Here is a 15,060-nt window from a genome sequence, read left to right as displayed (position 1 = left end):
GAGCCCATAAGGGAACCACAATAGAGGGAGGTTATGACATGTTGCGTAGAAGCATATTGCGTACCGCTGCCCTGGCGGCCGCGGCTGTCGTCGCGTCCGCCGGCTGGAGCGCGCCGGCGAGCGCGGACGAGGGAGAACTGCGTATCGGCCTGAACAACTGGGCGGAAAACGTCGCCGTCTCCAACATGTGGAAGATCCTGCTGGAGGAGAAGGGTTACGACGTCGAGCTGATCTCTGCCGGCAAGTCGGTGATCTACGACGGCGTGGCGCGGAAGAACCTCGACATCGGCCTTGAGGTGTGGATGCCAACGACCGACAAGCCGTTCTATTCCAAGTACGAGGACAGGATCGCGCTGCAGGATGCCTGGTATCGCGGCACTGGCCTGGGTCTCGTCGTGCCGGCCTATGTCGACGAGGTCGACACCATTCCGGAGTTGAAGGCGAACGCGGAGATGTTCGACGAGAAGATCGTCGGCATCGACCCCGGTTCGGCGCTGATGGGCCTGACAGAGGACGCGATCGACGCCTACGGCCTCGAAGACTTCGAGTTGGTGGCGTCCTCCGGTCCTGGCATGACCTCGGCGCTGAAAAAGGCGATCAGGCAGGATGAGCCGGTCGTGGTCACCCTGTGGAATCCGCATTGGGCCTTCGCGGACTTCGACTTGAAGTACCTGAAGGACCCGAAGAACGTCTACGGCCAGGGCGAGAACATCCACTGGATGAGCCACATGGACCTGAAGGACGAAAACCCGAAGGTCGTGGAGTGGCTGAACGCCTGGGATATGAACGATCAGCAGCTTGGCGGGCTGATGGCCGTCATCAACGAGGTCGGCGACCCGGCCAAGGGCGCCAGCCAGTGGATCGGCAACAACCGCGAGCTTGTCGACTCCTGGATGCAGTAACGGTGTAGCCGGCCGAACAGCCGGGACGGAGGGAACGCCCGGACCCGTATCGGTCTGGGCGTTTCGCGTTGGAGCGCTCTCCTAATCGGCCAGCACCTGCTCGGCGCGGCGGCGAAGTTCGGCGGTTTGCGGTGTGTCCTGGGGAAGCTGCGCCAGGGCCCGGTCGAACATTTCCCGCGCCTTCGCCCTGTCGCCGTTGGCAGCGTGGCGCAGCGCGGTGAACCACAGCGCCTGCGGATTGTCGGCGTCCAGTTCCAGGATACGCTGCGTCACCTCATAGGACTCGTCCGTCTGGCGCTCTCCGGCTGCGGCGCGGATGGCACGGGCATAGCGTGAAAGCACCTCGACATTGTCCGGCGCCAGTTCCGCCGCCTTTGCCAGCGCGTCACGCGCCTTTGCCGGCTCCTCCAGCACCCGGTAGGAACGGCCGAGCATCAGCCAGCCCTCCAGGTCGTCGGGCCGTTCCTCCAAGCGCTTGGCAAGGCCGTCGACCATGCCGGCGATCATTTCGCGGCGCTGCTCCGGCGACATGTCCTGCGCCGCTTCCATCTGCTCTTGGGACGGCCCGCTGGTATCGCCCGTAGCGCCATTGCCGACGCCTTCGGGTAGCGAAAGGTTCTGTTCCCGTGCCTGCGCGATCAGCTGCTGGCGGACGAAGGGGGCGTTCTGGAAGGTTTCCAGCGCGGTGCGCAGGGCGTCCTCCGCGTTTTCCGTCTCCCCCAGCACACCGTAGGAGCGAATCAGCCGTTGCCAGCCCTCGAAGTCCCGCGGGTTTTGTTCCAGCCGCGCGGCCAGCCCCTCGACCATGCCGCGCACCATCTGCCGGCGCTCGTCCGGCGACATGTCCTGCGCCGCCTGCTTCTGTTCCCGCGTTGGGCCGGAAGCGCCGTCGGCCCCGGCCGGAGCCTCGGGCTTCACTTCGGCGAAGGTGGTGCCGGGCTCGCGGCCGAGCTGCTCCTCGGCGGCGGCCATCTGCCGGCGAACCACCTCCAGCCAGGGTGCGTCGGCCGGCGCGGCCTTCACCATCGCCGCCCACTGGTTCAGCGCGGTCTCGGCATTGCCTTTCTGCAACTCCGCCAGGGCCAGATAGTATTGTGTGCGCGTGTCGCCGGGGTTCGCCTTCGCCGCCGCCTTGAGGGCGGTTTCGGCGGCCTGCGTGACGGTTCCGCCCGAGGCCATGACCACCGACTCGCCGAACATCGCGGCGACGTTCGGGTCCTCCGGTCGCAAATCACGCGCCCGGCCAAAGGCTTCGGCGGCGCCTTCGTAGCGGCCCATCGCCATTCGCGTGCGGCCCAGCAGGACCCAGCCATCGGCATCCCGAGGGTTCTCGTTCAGCCGGGCGGCGAGGTTCTGCTCGGCTTCCCGCAGTTGCGGCGCTTGGCCCTGCTGGCCGTTGCCATTGCCGCCTCCGCCGTTCCCGCGCGCGACCTGCGTGCCGCTTTCCTGGATATCGCGTTCGGCGAACGGCAGCCCCTCCATGCCGGGGGAGCCGAGTTCCAGGTAGAGCCCGACGGCGCCGGCCGGCACGGAGACGGCCAGGATCGCGGCCAGTGCCCGCCGCAGGCCGCTGGAGGCGCCGACCATATCCTCCGCCGCGCTGCGCCGCTGATCCGCGGCCAGGATGCGCCGCCCGATCTCCGCCTTCGCGGCCTCGGCCTCGGCGTCGCCGATCTGGCCGCGCTCGTGGCTGCGCTCCACCTCGGCAAGCTGGTCGCGATAGACCTCGATGTCGTAGTCCGCTGCCTGGCGCGCGTTCTTCCGGCTGCGTAGCAGCGGCCATGCCACCGCCGCCACGACCGCCGCCGCCATCAGCGCGGCAAGGATCCAGAAAATCATGCGGCCCCGTCGCGTTCTTCCAGGATTTTGCGCAGGCGCTGCTGCTCCGCCGCGCTGAGATGGTCGCTGGCCGAAGCGCCGCCGCGCCGGCGGCGCCAGAAATAGACGCCGACGCCGAAGGCGCCAAGGACGACCAGCACTGCGGGTGCGTACCACAGGATATAAGTTTCCGGCTTCATCGGCGGCTTCAGCAGGACGAAGTCGCCGTAGCGGGCGGTCAGGTAGTCCTTGATCTCGGCATTGCTGTCACCAGCCTTGATGCGCTCGCGGATCAGCAGGCGCATGTCCTCGGCGAGCCCGGCGTTGGATTCGTCGATGGACTGGTTCTGGCAGACCAGGCAGCGGATCTCGGCGGACAGTTCACGCGCCCGTTGTTCCAGCTTCGGATCGTCCAGCATCTCTTTCGGCTCCACCGCCAACGCGGGGGCCGTCAGGAGAATGAGGACAAGGGACAGGATCGCTCCGCGCACCGTATTCAATCCTCCCGCCGGGCGGCGCCGAACGATGGTTGCGCCACGCCGCCGCGCGGGGCACCCCGGCGTGTCGGGGCGCCCACGCGCAGGCGCCGGTCACTGAGGCTGAACAGCCCGCCGATCGCCATCAACAGCGCGCCCGACCAGATCCAGGACACGACCGGCTTGAAGTAAAGCCGGACGGTGAACGCCTGGCCGCTCTGCTGCTCGCCGATGACCGCGAAGAGATCGCCCAGCGGCCGGGTCACGATGGCCGCCTCGGTCGTCTCGCGCCCGCTGACGACGTAGCGCCGGCGCTCTGGATCCAGGTTGGCGATGAGGTCGCCGCCGGAGGTCACGGTGAAGTGTCCGCGCGTGGCGGTGTAGTTCGGCCCCTCGACCTGCTCGGCGCCCTCGAACGTGTAGCTATAGCCGCCGACCTGCGCCGTCTCGCCGGGGCGCATGACGCGGATCTCCTCGCTCTGCCACAGGGCGGAGCCGGTCATGCCGACCATGCAGACGGCAAGGCCAAAGTGCGCCAGCGTCATGCCCCAGGCCGCGCGCGGCATGCCACGGGCACGTTTCAGCCACGTGGCCGGACCGCCGCGCTTTCCGACGCCGCAACGCTCGGCGAACTCGATGGCGACAGCCGTCGCCAGCCACGCCGCCAGCGCCATGCCGAGCACGCCGAAGATGCTGCGGCCCCACAGCAGGTAGCCCATGACCGCGAAGACGACCGCCGTCACCACGAACGCGAGCTTCAGGCGCGACAGCGCGCCCTTCAGATCGGCCCGCTTCCAGGCCAGCAGCGGACCAACGCCCAGCGCCGCGATCATCGGCAGCATCAGCGGGATGAAGGTGGCATTGAAGTAGGGCGGGCCGACCGACACCTTGCCACCGCCCAGCGCCTCCAGGAACAGCGGGTAGAGCGTGCCGATCAGCACCGTCGCCGCGGCGGCGGAGAGCAGCAGGTTGTTGAGGACGAGCGCGCCCTCGCGGCTGATCGGCGCGAACAGGCCGCCGCCCTTCAGTGTCGGCGCGCGCCACGCATAGAGCAGCAGGCTGCCGCCGATAGCGACGATCAGCAGACCCAGGATGAAAACGCCCCGGTCCGGGTCGGTGGCGAAGGCGTGCACCGAGGTCAGCACGCCCGAGCGCACCAGGAACGTGCCGATCAGGCTGAGCGAGAAGGCCAGGATCGCCAGCAGGATGGTCCAGGTCTTCAGCGCGTCGCGCTTCTCCACCACGATGGCGGAGTGCAACAGGGCCGTGCCGACCAGCCACGGCATGAACGAGGCGTTCTCGACCGGGTCCCAGTACCACCAGCCGCCCCAGCCGAGTTCGTAGTACGCCCACCAGCTTCCAAGCGCGATGCCCAGCGTGAGGAACACCCAGGCCAGCAGCGTCCAAGGCCGCACCCAGCGCGCCCAGGCGGCATCCACCCGGCCCTCGATCAGCGCCGCGACTGCAAAGGAGAACACGATCGAGAAGCCGACATAGCCGGTGTAGAGCATCGGCGGATGGAAGGCGAGGCCGGGGTCCTGCAGCAGCGGGTTCAGGTCCTGCCCGTTGGCCGGCGGCGGGAACACCCGCTCGAACGGGTTGGAGGTGAACAGCATGAACAGCAGGAAGCCGACCGCGATCAGCGCCTGTACCGACAGCGTCCGCGCCTTCAACGTCGGCGGCAGGTTGCGCCCGAACACCGCGACGATCGCCCCGAACAGCGCCAGGATCAACACCCACAGCACCAGCGAGCCCTCGTGGTTCCCCCAAACGCCGGAGATCTTGTAGAGCATCGGCTTCAGCGAGTGCGAGTTCTGCACCACGTTGAGCACGGTGAAATCGCTGGTGACATAGGCGTGCATGAGCGCCAGGAAAGCGACGGCGATCAAAGCCAGTTGCACCACCGACGCCGGCGTCGCCAGCGCCATGAAGCCCGGAATCCGCCGTTGCGCGCCCCACATCGGCAGGACCGCCTGGATCAGCGCCGTGAACAGTGCCAGCACGAGCGCAAAGTGGCCGAGTTCGACGATCATCGCAGGTCTGCTCTCCGCTTGGCCGCCGGGGAACCGGCACGCCGGTCCGCCCCCTCGTCGAAAGTGGTGGTTTTATACATCAAGTGATGTCCTCATCCCATACCGGCCACGGTGCGACCCCGGGTCGCGCCAAGCTTGCCGCCGGCCCTATCGCTCGGCTAGCCTTCCAGGCGCGCGAGGCCCTATCCGTGGACAATGGCATGACCGGCCGTACAGCCACCGCCGTGCCGGCGGACACCATCGATCATCTCGCCCTGGTCGCGGAGATGAGCCGCGATTTCGCCGAATCGCAGGATATCGACGCGACCTTGCAGCGCGGGCTGGAGCGTATCGCGCATACGCTCGATGCGGAAGCGGCTTCTTTATTCGTGCTTGAGGACGGCACGCTCGTCTGCCGTGGCTGCTATGGCCCGGTGGACATCGCGGGCCTGCGACTGGCGTCCGATGCCGGCATCGTTGGCCGCGCGGTGCAGACGGGACACTCGCAGATTGTCCGGGATGCCGCAAAGGACCCGGATTTCGCCGATAACGTCGACGAGCAGACCGGGCTCACCACGCGCTCGGTCCTCTGCGCGCCGCTGGGCGTGCGCGACCAGTTGCTGGGCGCGATCGAGCTGATCAACAAGCGCGGCGGCCGGCTGTTCGACGACCGCGACCGGCGGTTGCTGGAGGCGCTGGCGGCGTCGGCGGCGCTGGCGCTGATCAACGCCCGGCTGGCCGCCGAGATGGTGGCCCGCGAGGGCCTGCGCCGGGAGATCGAGCTGGCGGCCTCGATCCAGCGGAGCTTCCTGCCCGCCGACTGCCCGGATGACTATCCGGTTCATGGTATCAACTGGCCGGCGCGGCAGGTTTCCGGCGATTTCTATGACATCGTGGCGCGGCCGGACGGCCGGCTGTGGTTCAACGTCGGCGACGTTTCCGGCAAGGGCGTCAACGCTTCGCTGCTGATGGCCAAGACTGCCAGCCTGTTCCGCTATCTAGCGAAGACGGCGGACGACCCCGCCGCCGTGCTCGCCAGCATCAACCGGGAACTGAACGAAACCGCGACGCAGGGCATGTTCGTCACCATGACCTGCGGCATCTATGACCCGGAAAGCGGCGTGGCGCGGCTGGCCAACGCCGGGCACGAGCCGGCGCTGCTCTACGCCGCCGACGGCAGGGAGGCCGATGTCGGCGAGTGCGTGCGCGCCCATGCGCCGCCGCTTGGCATCCTGCCGGAACTCGATTTCGAACACGAAGAGGACGCGGCCGGAATCGTCCTGAAGGGCCGCCGCCTCTACCTCTTCACCGACGGCCTGACCGAGGCGCGCCGCCCCGACGGCGAACCCTGGGGGCAGGACGGCATCGCCGATCTCATCCGTACCGTGGAGGGTGAGAACCTGCCTCCCGGGGAGCGCATCCGCCGCATCGTGGAGCAGGTGGCGCCGCGCGGCGGCGCCCCGGCGGACGACCTGACCCTGGTCATGGTGCAGGGGCCGGACGCATGACCGGGGGGCGCGACGTCGTGCGAAGCGGCGACTCCGAGTCGGACGAGATGGTCTGCGAACTGCGCGTTCACGCGCTGCCCGCGCGGCTGCGCCTGATCCGCCGGGTGGTGGGCGAGGCCGCGCGCGAACTCGATTGCTCGCCCGGCGTGGTCGAGGGGCTGGTGAGTGCCGTGGACGAGGCGTGCCAGAACATTATCCGCTATGCCTACAAGGGCGATCCCAAAGGCGTTATCCTGCTTCGTATCGAGCGCGCGGGGGACAACGCGGTCATCCGGTTGATCGACTATGCCGAACCTGTCGATCCGGCGGGCATCCAGCCGCGTCCGCTCGACGAGTTGCGCCCTGGCGGGCTTGGCACGCATCTGATCCAAGCGGCGGCGGACAGCGTGGAGTTCGAGCCGCCGACGCAGGGGGCCGGGAACATCTTGAAACTGGTGAAACGGATCGAGTGATGGCGCGGGACCTGGAGATGCAGAGCGAGCGGCACGGCGGCGTGGACGTGCTGCACCTTGCCGGCGAGGTGGATCTGGAGGTGTCCTCCCAGCTTCGCCGTACCTTGCTGGAGCGCGTCGAGGGCAAGCGGGACCTGCTTATCGATCTCAACGGCGTCAGCTACATCGATTCGTCGGGTGTCGCCAGCCTGATCGAGGCGTTCCAGCGGGCGCGCAAGGACGGCCTGCGCTTTGCCCTGGCGCGCGTGCCGGAGGGCGCCATGCGCGTATTGAAGATCGCCCAGCTCGACCGGATATTCCCGATCCTGCCCGACATCGACATCGGCTTCGGGGAGGCCTGATGGCGATCTCTCGCGATGGCGGCGTCACGGGGCTCCTCGACCGTATCGGCCGCGCCGCCGTGACCGGTATCGGCGAGGTTGGCTATGCCGCCACGTTGCTGGGCGAGGGGGTGATGTGGCTGGTCGTCGGCCATGCCCGGCGGCAGCCGGTGCGCATCCATCAGGTGTTCCAGCAGGCGATGGAGATCGGTGTCCTCGCGGTGCCGATCGTCACCGTGCTGGCGATGACCATCGGTGTGATGCTGGCGATCCAGGGCATCCACACGCTGCGCACCTTCGGCGCGGAATCGAGGGTCACGCTGGGCATCGCGCTTTCGGTGACGCGAGAGTTCGCGCCGCTCATCACCGGTATCCTGGTGGCTGGCCGCTCCGGCTCGGCGCTGGCGGCGCGCATCGGCACCATGCGGATCACGCAGGAGATCGACGCGCTGCGGGTCATCGGCATCGCGCCGGTACGCTTTCTGGTGACGCCGGCGCTGCTGGCCATGCTGGTGATGGTGCCGGTGCTGACCTTCTGGGCCGACTGCGTCGCGCTGCTGGGCGGCGGGCTTTTCGTTTCCATCGACCTGGGGATGAGCCTTGGCGCCTATTTCGACCAGGTGCTCGACGCTATCGCCCTGGACGACGTTCTGCACGGTCTTGGCAAGAGCGCCATCTTCGCGGTGCTGATCGCGCTGATCGGCGTGGTCAACGGGGCGTCCGTCACCGGCGGGGCCGAGGGCGTCGGCCGGGCCACCACGCGCGCGGTTGTGCAGGCGATCAGCGCCATCGTCATCACCGACATGATCTTCGTGTTCCTGCTGACCCGATGAGCCAGGCAACCTCACAGATCCTGCCGGATGCGGACGAAACGGCGGCCGGCGCCGGCGGGCCGGTGATCGAGGTCAGCCACCTCAACACCCATTACGGCGACAGGCACGTGCTGAAGGACCTGAACCTCGGCATCCAGCCGGGCGAGATCATGGTGATCATGGGCGGCTCCGGCAGCGGCAAGTCCACGCTGCTGAACCACCTTCTGGGCCTGCTGCACCCGACCTCGGGCACGGTGCGGATTCTGGGCCGGGACATCAGCAAGCTCTCCCAGGTCGAGCTGACGAAGCTGCGCTGCAAGATGGGCGTCGCCTTTCAGGGCGGGGCGCTGTTCTCCTCCATGACCGTTGGCGAGAACATCATGCTGCCGCTGCGCGAGCACACGAAGCTGGACGAGCAGACGATGCGCATCATGGCGCGCATGAAGATGGAGGTGGTGAACCTGGCCGGTTTCGAGGACCTGATGCCCGCCGAGCTGTCCGGCGGCATGGTCAAGCGCGCCGCCTTCGCCCGCGCCATCATCATGGACCCGAAGATCCTGTTCTGCGACGAGCCCTCGGCCGGCCTGGACCCGGTGGTGGCGTCGGCCATCGACCAGCTCATCCTGAACCTGCGCGACGCCTTCGGCATGACCATCGTCGTCGTAACGCACGAACTGGAGTCGGCGTTCACCATTGCCGATCGCATCTGCGTGCTCGATCAGGGCGAGATCCGCATCGTCGGCACGCCGGAGGAAGTGCGGGCCAGCGAGGACGCGCGCGTTCAGGATCTGCTGAACCGGCGGCCCGAGGGGCAGGAGCAGGACCCCGACGCATACCTCCAACGATTGACGGGAGGCATACACTGATGATCATGCTTTCCCCTCCGGAAACCGTTTAGGCGAACCGCATGCGCAGCAGCCGGGTCAATTATGTCGCTGTCGGGGCCTTCGTCATTCTGGTGGTGGCCGGCTTCCTGGTCGCCATCGCCCTGCTGACGGGGCGCACGGGCGCCAGGGACAGCTATTACACCGTCTACGACAATGTCTCCGGGGTGGCGTTCGGCACACAGGTTATGTTCGAGGGCTATCCCGTCGGCCAAGTGGAAAGCGTTGAGCCGCTGACCGCCGACGGGGATGTCCGCTTCCGGGTCGAGATGTCGGTCCGCAAGGGCTTCCCGATCCCCGAGGACAGCCAGGCGGTGATTGCCTCCAGCGGCCTGCTGGCCGGCGTGGGCATCGAGATACAGGAAGGTCAGGCGGCGCGGACGCTGGAGCCCGGCGCGATGATCGAGCCGGGGGCGTCGGCCGATGTCTTTGCGGCCGTGTCGAAGGTGGCGGGCGAGATCAACAGCCTGAACCGGGAGGGCCTGATGCCGCTCCTGGACAAGATGAACCGCTATGTCGACACCTTCGGCAGACTGATGACGGAACGCGCGCCACGCCTGCTGGACGATCTGGAAAGCACGACGGGCGCACTGGCCGGAACCGCCCCGCGCGTCACGGGAAACCTGGAGAATTTCACCGAGCGGCTGAACGACGGTGTCGCCTCGCCGGAAAACCTGGCGTTGATCCGCCGCACCCTGGCCAACCTGGAGCAGGCGTCGAAGAACCTGAGCGAGGGGCTTCTCGGCGACGCCAACCGTCAGGACGTCCGCCGGACGCTGTCGAACATGCGCGGCTTCTCCGAGGAATTCGTGCAACTGGCCCAGGAGCTGCGACGTAGTCAAAAGAGGATCGACGGCTTGATCGCATCCCTGGACGACACCGTCTCCGAGAATTCGGAGGCCGTGAGCCAGAGCGTGAAGGACCTGCGCTACACGCTGCGCGTGGTCTCCGAGCACATCGACGCGATCAGCTACAACCTGGAGGGCACGAGCCGCAACATGCACGAGTTCGCGCGCGAGATCCGCCAGAATCCGGGCCTCCTGCTGGGCGGCCGGACAAGTTCCGGGGAGAGGTGAGGGCCATGCGGCGACGCGACCTTCTGCTGCTGGCGGGATCGGGCTTGGTGCTGGCCGCGTGCGGTGGCGGCGGCAGCGTGCCGCGGGACAGCTTCTATCGTTTGGCCATCGACGATCCGGGGCGGCGCTATGGCATGCCGGTCCTGGACGGCACTGTGGAGGTGACGCGCTTCGAGGCCGATGGCCTGACCTCGGAGCGGGCGGTGATCTATCAGGAAAGCGGGCCGGCGCTGCGCCAGTACAGCTATCACTACTGGGTCGATTCGCCGACGCTGCTGTTGCAGGAAGCGATCGTGAACGCCCTGCGCCAGTCCCGGGCGGCGCCACGCGTGGTCACGCCGGGAGCCCGCGTGCGCAGCGACTACCAAGTGACGGGCAAGCTGAACCAGCTTCAGCACACCATCCGCGGCGGCGGCGGCGCCGAGGTGGTAATCGCTCTCGACATCAACGTCACCCGCACGGCGGATGGCCGGCTCGTCCTGCACAAGCGCTATATCGAGCGCTCGCCGGTGCAGGGCGAGGGGGTTCCGGCGGCGGTGGAGGAGTTCCAGACGGCCCTCACCGGTGTCGCCGCGCGCTTCCTCGACGACCTCGCCGAAGCGAACGGCGTGGAGAGCACGGGGTAGGGGATCAAGGCTGCGCGCCTTGACCTTCGCCTTCGCCGTTCTTGCTGCGGATGGCGTAGGCCATGAGTTCGCGGATCATCTCCAGCATCCTGTCAAGGAACGCGATCTGTTCCTCGGCCTCGGCCTGTTCGTGCTGCTGGCGCTCTTCCTGAAGTGCCTCGTAGCTCTTTTCCGGCGGCGTGGCCGCGCCCGTGCTGGTGGAGCAGATGAGGCGATCGCCTTCCAGGGTGCAGACGGCGATCTCCCCGGTCTTGGTATCCAGCCGCCAGACGCGCGTCTCGCTGGCCCGCACGATCTGATAGCGCCCCTCGCCGGAGTCGCCCTGCGTCGGCATTGCCGACTGTGCCCAGGTGCCTTGCGTGGGAAGGGCAATGGTGCTGGCCAGCAGGATGCAGTGAAGCACCCTGCTGCTCATTGCCCGGTTCCCGGCTTCTGGGCATGGCTGACGACGAGCCACAGGGCGTGGATCATGCCCGGCACGAAGAAGATCAGCGTGAGGATCAGGTTCAGCCAGAAATGCAGGCCCAGCCCGACGGTCAGGAAGGCGGCCACGGGCGGCAGGAAGATGGCGAGGATGATGCGGATGAGGTTCATTCAGCAAACTCCAAAACCAAATGCCGATTCATTGAAACACAATGTTTGTTTGCCGTGGAGAAAGACAACTGCTTTCTTGTTCCTACCTCGTTTGGTTACAGCAACCCGTCAGGATTTCGCCGGACGACAATGACATTCGGACACGATAGTCATGCGGGGCGCCCTTCATCGTATCGCGGCAGGTTTCGCGCGTGATCATCGCGACGGTGTCGCCGCTTTGGGCGCCGCGCCGGCCACGCCAGACCAATAGCGGTGGCTTGGCCCAGGCGGCCTCGCAAGCGAATCGGTCATCCCCTCAGCTCCGGCGTCGGGTATTGGGTGTCTTCCGGGACCCCCACGCTTCCTGTAGCCTGCGCGCAAACCCGGAAACGATGCGAGAGCGATCATGGAGAGCCTGTCTGGTCGTACAATCCGCGGCTTTGCGCTTGCCGCGGCTGTCGCCACCCTTGTCTTTCACGCCCAACCGGCCGGCGCGGCCGACACCGACGGCACATTCGCCGTGGAAGGGGTCGGGCAGACAGCCTGCCGCGAGTTCGTCGCGGCCGCGAAGGAGCGTTCGGCGAAGTACTACAACTACGGCGGCTGGATCGAGGGCTACCTCACGGCCTACAATCAGGTTTCGGACGACACCTACGACGTTACGCCGTTCGAGGGCATCGACCTTTTGGCCGCCCTGCTTCGCGGGTTCTGCACCAACAACCCGGACGTACCTTTTTTCCAAGCCATTTCCAGCATGGTCCGCGAGCTTGAGCCGCACCGCCTGAAGGTGCGGGATGAGCCGGTGACGACGGAGGCCGGCGGCAAGCAGGTGATGGTCTATACCACCGTCCTGAAGCGTGCGCAGCAGGCCCTGGCCGAGGCCGGGTTCTACGACGGCGGTATCGACGGCGCCTATGGCCCGCGTACGCGCGACGCCTTCAAGGCGTTCCAGGCCGCCGAGGGCCTGGAACAGACGGGCCTGCCGGACCAAGTGACGCTGCTGCGCCTGCTGCGCGCCGCCCGCCAATAGCCGCCGCCGGCCGACTGTACGGTTTCGCGGCAAGGCTCACGCCGACTTGCGCTCGGTCGTTTCGGATTTGTGCTCGAAGACGTGCACCTCACGCTGCGGGAAGGGGATGGAAATGCCCTTTGCGTCGAAGGTTTCCTTGAACTTCCTGGTCAGATCGAACCTCACTGGCCAGTAGTCCTCCGCCTTGGCCCAGACGCGGACGATGATGTCGACCGAGCTGTCGCTCAGCGCGCCGACGACGACCTGCGGCTCCGGCTCGCCCAGGATTCGGCTCTCCGCTTTCAGCACCTCATGGATCGCGCTCATCGCCCGCTCGATGCTGTCGGCGTAGGCGATGCCCAGCGTGAAGTCCACCCGCCGGGTCGTGTGGTGGGAATAGTTCACCACCGAGGTGCCCCAGACCTGCGAGTTCGGGATGATGATCTGCACGTTGTCGGGCGTGGCAAGCTCGGTCACGAACAGGTTGATCTCCCGCACCGTGCCGGCCTGGCCGGCGACCTCGACATACTGGCCGACCCTGATCGGGCGGAACAGCAGCAGCATCACCCCCGCCGACACGTTCGACAGCGTGCCTTGCAGGGCCAGGCCGACGGCGAGGCCGGCGGCACCGAAGATGGCGATCAGGCTGGCCGTCTGGACGCCAAATTGGCTCAGCACGGCGATGACGACGAAGGCCAGGATGACGTATTTGACAAGGCTGACCAGGAAGCCGCGTAAGGTATCGTCCACCCGCTTGGCGCGCGTAAGGCTGCGCCGCACGCCGCCGGAGATCCAGTTCGCCGCGATCCAGCCGACGATGAGAATGGCGATACCGCCCAGCACGCTCATCCCATAAGAGGTGACGAGTTCCATCGCGCGCTGAAGCGTTTCGCCACCCTCCAGGTTGCTTGCCTGATCCATGCCGTTCCCTTCCCGAATCAGCACCGGCCGCGCTGGGAGTATCACTCCCAGCGCGGCCCGGCGTCGATAATCATTTTCGGGTAGTAAAACGGCCTTTCCGGGGATCGGTTCCGTGCAGGAGTGCCCGGGCTCGGGTTATCAGGCCGAGAAGCTATCCGGCATCGATTCCTTTTTGCGGGCGACGAAATCCTGCAGCGCCTCGTCGATGGCCGGGTCGAGGCCAGGGTCTTGGTATTCCTCCAGCCGCTTCTTCCACAGCGCGTTGGCGCGCTGGCTGGCATCCTGGCCGCCCTCGGACTCCCACTGCTCGAAGGAGTTGTTGTCGGCGATCTGCGAGCGGAAGAAGGCGGTCTGGAAGTTCGCCTGCGTGTGAGTGGCGCCCAGATAGTGGCTGCCGGGGCCGACCTCGCGGATGGCGTCCATCGCCTGGCCGTTCTCGGACAGGTCCACACCCGCCAGCATGTTGTGCATCATCGCAAGCTGGTCGCCGTCCATCACCAGCTTCTCGAAGGACGACACCAGCCCGCCCTCCAGCCAGCCGGCTGAGTGCAGCGCGAAGTTGACGCCCGCAAGCACCGTCGGCAGCAGGGTGTTGGCGCTTTCGTAAGCCGCCTGCGCGTCCGGCACCTTGGAGCCGCAGAGCGAACCACCCGAGCGGAAGGGCACACCCAGGCGGCGCGCCAGCGCCGAGCAGCCGTAAAGCACCAGCGCCGGCTCGGGCGTGCCAAAGGTGGGCGCACCCGACTGCATCGAGATCGAGCTGGCGAACGAGCCGAAGACCACGGGCGCGCCGGGCCGCACGAGCTGCGCGAACGCCATGCCGGCCATTGCCTCGGCCAGTGTCTGCGTCAGCGTGCCGGCAATCGTGACCGGCGCCATGGCGCCCGCCAGGATGAACGGCGAGACGATACAGGCCTGCCCGGCCGCCGCATAGACCTTCAGCGCGCCCAGCATGGTGGCGTCGAAGGTCATCGGCGAATTCGCGTTGATCAGGTTGATGATGCAGGTGTTGTTGTCGACGAATTCCTCGCCGAACAGCAACTTCGCCATCGCCACGGTGTCCTCCGCGCGCTCCGGCGCGGTGACCGAGCCCATGAAGGGCTTATCCGAGTTGCGCATGTGCGTGTACACCATGTCGAGGTGCCGCTTGTTCACGGGCACGTCGACCGGCTCGCACACGGTGCCGCCGGAATGGTGCAGCCCCGGCGTCATGTAGATGATTTTCACCAGCTTCTGGAAGTCGGCCAGCGTGGCGTAGCGGCGCCCCTCGTCCAGGTTGCGGATGAACGGCGGGCCGTAGACCGGCGCAAAGACCGTGTTGTTGCCGCCGATTTGCACCGAGCGCTCCGGGTTGCGGGCATGCTGGGTGAACTCTGCCGGGGCCTGCTTCAACAGCTCGCGGGCCATGCCACGCGGGATGCGCACGCGCTCTCCGTCCACGTCGGCGCCGGCGTCCTTCCAAAGGCGCAGCGCCTCGGGGTCGTCACGGAACTCGATGCCGACCTCTTCCAGGATGGTGTCGGCATTGTGTTCGATCAGCGACAGCCCTTCCTCGGTGAGGATTTCGTAAAGGGGAATGTTCCGGCTGATGTAGCGGCGTACAGCCACTCCGCTACATCAGCCGGAACATTCCCCTTTACGAAATCCTCACCGAGGAAGGGCTGTCGCTCA

Annotated in this window: 16 protein-coding genes; 9 read left to right on the top strand and 7 right to left on the bottom strand. The window is 66.9% G+C overall.

Translation table 11 applies throughout. The features are described from left to right. The first annotated feature begins 38 nt into the window (after positions 1-38). Positions 39-902 carry a glycine betaine ABC transporter substrate-binding protein gene (locus tag DRB17_RS17340; protein WP_114583495.1) on the top strand — a complete coding sequence of 288 codons (864 nt, stop codon included), beginning with the start codon at positions 39-41 and terminating at the stop codon, positions 900-902. 81 nt (positions 903-983) lie between these two features. Here the strand turns inward: DRB17_RS17340 and ccmI are convergent, their stop codons facing one another. The 3 genes from ccmI to DRB17_RS17325 are packed head-to-tail and all read right to left on the bottom strand — an operon-like array spanning position 984 to position 5,229. Continuing rightward, complete coding sequence (gene ccmI / locus DRB17_RS17335) at positions 984-2,741, bottom strand: c-type cytochrome biogenesis protein CcmI (protein ID WP_114583494.1); 1,758 nt, start codon at positions 2,739-2,741, stop codon at positions 984-986. Beyond that, a complete protein-coding gene (locus DRB17_RS17330) occupies positions 2,738-3,211 on the bottom strand; it encodes a cytochrome c-type biogenesis protein (protein ID WP_114583524.1) in 474 nt (157 codons plus the stop codon). The genes ccmI and DRB17_RS17330 overlap by 4 nt, the downstream gene beginning before the upstream one ends. Before the next feature lie 5 nt (positions 3,212-3,216). Further along, a complete protein-coding gene (locus DRB17_RS17325) occupies positions 3,217-5,229 on the bottom strand; it encodes a heme lyase CcmF/NrfE family subunit (RefSeq protein ID WP_114583493.1) in 2,013 nt (670 codons plus the stop codon). A gap of 200 nt (positions 5,230-5,429) precedes the next feature. On the opposite strand from DRB17_RS17325, the gene DRB17_RS17320 reads away from it, so the two are divergent. Genes DRB17_RS17320 through DRB17_RS17290 form a run of 7 tightly spaced genes read left to right on the top strand, consistent with a single transcriptional unit; the run spans position 5,430 to position 10,886 of the window. Then, complete coding sequence (locus DRB17_RS17320; protein WP_161958879.1) at positions 5,430-6,716, top strand: PP2C family protein-serine/threonine phosphatase; 1,287 nt, start codon at positions 5,430-5,432, stop codon at positions 6,714-6,716. Continuing rightward, entirely contained in the window at positions 6,713-7,168 is a 456-nt protein-coding gene (locus DRB17_RS17315) for an ATP-binding protein (RefSeq protein WP_114583491.1), read from the top strand. Before DRB17_RS17320 ends, DRB17_RS17315 begins: the two co-directional genes overlap by 4 nt. Next, a complete protein-coding gene (locus DRB17_RS17310) occupies positions 7,168-7,509 on the top strand; it encodes an STAS domain-containing protein (protein ID WP_241503881.1) in 342 nt (113 codons plus the stop codon). Before DRB17_RS17315 ends, DRB17_RS17310 begins: the two co-directional genes overlap by 1 nt. Further along, positions 7,509-8,321: an MlaE family ABC transporter permease gene (locus DRB17_RS17305; protein ID WP_114583490.1), complete on the top strand. Its 813-nt coding sequence runs from the start codon at positions 7,509-7,511 to the stop codon at positions 8,319-8,321. The genes DRB17_RS17310 and DRB17_RS17305 overlap by 1 nt, the downstream gene beginning before the upstream one ends. Continuing rightward, positions 8,318-9,166, top strand: a complete 849-nt coding sequence (locus DRB17_RS17300) for an ABC transporter ATP-binding protein (protein ID WP_114583489.1) — start codon at positions 8,318-8,320, stop codon at positions 9,164-9,166. Before DRB17_RS17305 ends, DRB17_RS17300 begins: the two co-directional genes overlap by 4 nt. A 41-nt stretch (positions 9,167-9,207) precedes the next feature. After that, positions 9,208-10,260 carry an MlaD family protein gene (locus tag DRB17_RS17295; RefSeq protein WP_114583488.1) on the top strand — a complete coding sequence of 351 codons (1,053 nt, stop codon included), beginning with the start codon at positions 9,208-9,210 and terminating at the stop codon, positions 10,258-10,260. A 5-nt stretch (positions 10,261-10,265) separates the two neighbouring features. Further along, positions 10,266-10,886: an ABC-type transport auxiliary lipoprotein family protein gene (locus tag DRB17_RS17290; RefSeq protein ID WP_114583487.1), complete on the top strand. Its 621-nt coding sequence runs from the start codon at positions 10,266-10,268 to the stop codon at positions 10,884-10,886. A 4-nt stretch (positions 10,887-10,890) separates the two neighbouring features. On the opposite strand, the gene DRB17_RS17285 is transcribed toward DRB17_RS17290, so the two are convergent. Then, entirely contained in the window at positions 10,891-11,301 is a 411-nt protein-coding gene (locus tag DRB17_RS17285) for a hypothetical protein (RefSeq protein WP_114583486.1), read from the bottom strand. After that, a complete protein-coding gene (locus tag DRB17_RS17280; protein WP_114583485.1) occupies positions 11,298-11,480 on the bottom strand; it encodes a YqaE/Pmp3 family membrane protein in 183 nt (60 codons plus the stop codon). The genes DRB17_RS17285 and DRB17_RS17280 overlap by 4 nt, the downstream gene beginning before the upstream one ends. A 385-nt stretch (positions 11,481-11,865) precedes the next feature. Between DRB17_RS17280 and DRB17_RS17275 the strand changes: the two genes are divergently transcribed. Beyond that, on the top strand, positions 11,866-12,489 hold the full coding sequence (locus tag DRB17_RS17275; RefSeq protein ID WP_114583484.1) for a peptidoglycan-binding domain-containing protein: 624 nt from the start codon (positions 11,866-11,868) through the stop codon (positions 12,487-12,489). 36 nt (positions 12,490-12,525) lie between these two features. On the opposite strand, the gene DRB17_RS17270 is transcribed toward DRB17_RS17275, so the two are convergent. Together DRB17_RS17270 and DRB17_RS17265 are read right to left on the bottom strand one after the other, a co-directional pair. Beyond that, positions 12,526-13,389, bottom strand: a complete 864-nt coding sequence (locus tag DRB17_RS17270) for a mechanosensitive ion channel family protein (RefSeq protein ID WP_114583483.1) — start codon at positions 13,387-13,389, stop codon at positions 12,526-12,528. A gap of 138 nt (positions 13,390-13,527) precedes the next feature. Next, positions 13,528-14,997 carry a trimethylamine methyltransferase family protein gene (locus DRB17_RS17265; RefSeq protein ID WP_114583482.1) on the bottom strand — a complete coding sequence of 490 codons (1,470 nt, stop codon included), beginning with the start codon at positions 14,995-14,997 and terminating at the stop codon, positions 13,528-13,530. Between the last annotated feature and the right edge of the window lie 63 nt (positions 14,998-15,060).

The organism is Ferruginivarius sediminum (assembly GCF_003344765.1).
Classification (GTDB): Bacteria; Pseudomonadota; Alphaproteobacteria; order Kiloniellales; family Rhodovibrionaceae; genus Ferruginivarius; species Ferruginivarius sediminum.
Note: the sequence above shows the minus strand (reverse complement) of the source record. Positions and strands in the feature narration are given on the sequence as shown.

Excerpts from the sequence above, each read along its gene's own strand:
- DRB17_RS17290 (WP_114583487.1), top strand. The coding sequence starts at position 10,266 with ATGCGGCGACGCGACCTTCTGCTGCTGGCGGGATCGGGCTTGGTGCTG.
- DRB17_RS17285 (WP_114583486.1), bottom strand. The coding sequence starts at position 11,301 with ATGAGCAGCAGGGTGCTTCACTGCATCCTGCTGGCCAGCACCATTGCC.
- DRB17_RS17300 (WP_114583489.1), top strand. The coding sequence starts at position 8,318 with ATGAGCCAGGCAACCTCACAGATCCTGCCGGATGCGGACGAAACGGCG.
- ccmI (WP_114583494.1), bottom strand. The coding sequence starts at position 2,741 with ATGATTTTCTGGATCCTTGCCGCGCTGATGGCGGCGGCGGTCGTGGCG.
- DRB17_RS17270 (WP_114583483.1), bottom strand. The coding sequence starts at position 13,389 with ATGGATCAGGCAAGCAACCTGGAGGGTGGCGAAACGCTTCAGCGCGCG.
- DRB17_RS17280 (WP_114583485.1), bottom strand. The coding sequence starts at position 11,480 with ATGAACCTCATCCGCATCATCCTCGCCATCTTCCTGCCGCCCGTGGCC.
- DRB17_RS17340 (WP_114583495.1), top strand. The coding sequence starts at position 39 with ATGTTGCGTAGAAGCATATTGCGTACCGCTGCCCTGGCGGCCGCGGCT.
- DRB17_RS17325 (WP_114583493.1), bottom strand. The coding sequence starts at position 5,229 with ATGATCGTCGAACTCGGCCACTTTGCGCTCGTGCTGGCACTGTTCACG.
- DRB17_RS17305 (WP_114583490.1), top strand. The coding sequence starts at position 7,509 with ATGGCGATCTCTCGCGATGGCGGCGTCACGGGGCTCCTCGACCGTATC.
- DRB17_RS17295 (WP_114583488.1), top strand. The coding sequence starts at position 9,208 with ATGCGCAGCAGCCGGGTCAATTATGTCGCTGTCGGGGCCTTCGTCATT.
- DRB17_RS17315 (WP_114583491.1), top strand. The coding sequence starts at position 6,713 with ATGACCGGGGGGCGCGACGTCGTGCGAAGCGGCGACTCCGAGTCGGAC.
- DRB17_RS17310 (WP_241503881.1), top strand. The coding sequence starts at position 7,168 with ATGGCGCGGGACCTGGAGATGCAGAGCGAGCGGCACGGCGGCGTGGAC.
- DRB17_RS17275 (WP_114583484.1), top strand. The coding sequence starts at position 11,866 with ATGGAGAGCCTGTCTGGTCGTACAATCCGCGGCTTTGCGCTTGCCGCG.
- DRB17_RS17320 (WP_161958879.1), top strand. The coding sequence starts at position 5,430 with ATGACCGGCCGTACAGCCACCGCCGTGCCGGCGGACACCATCGATCAT.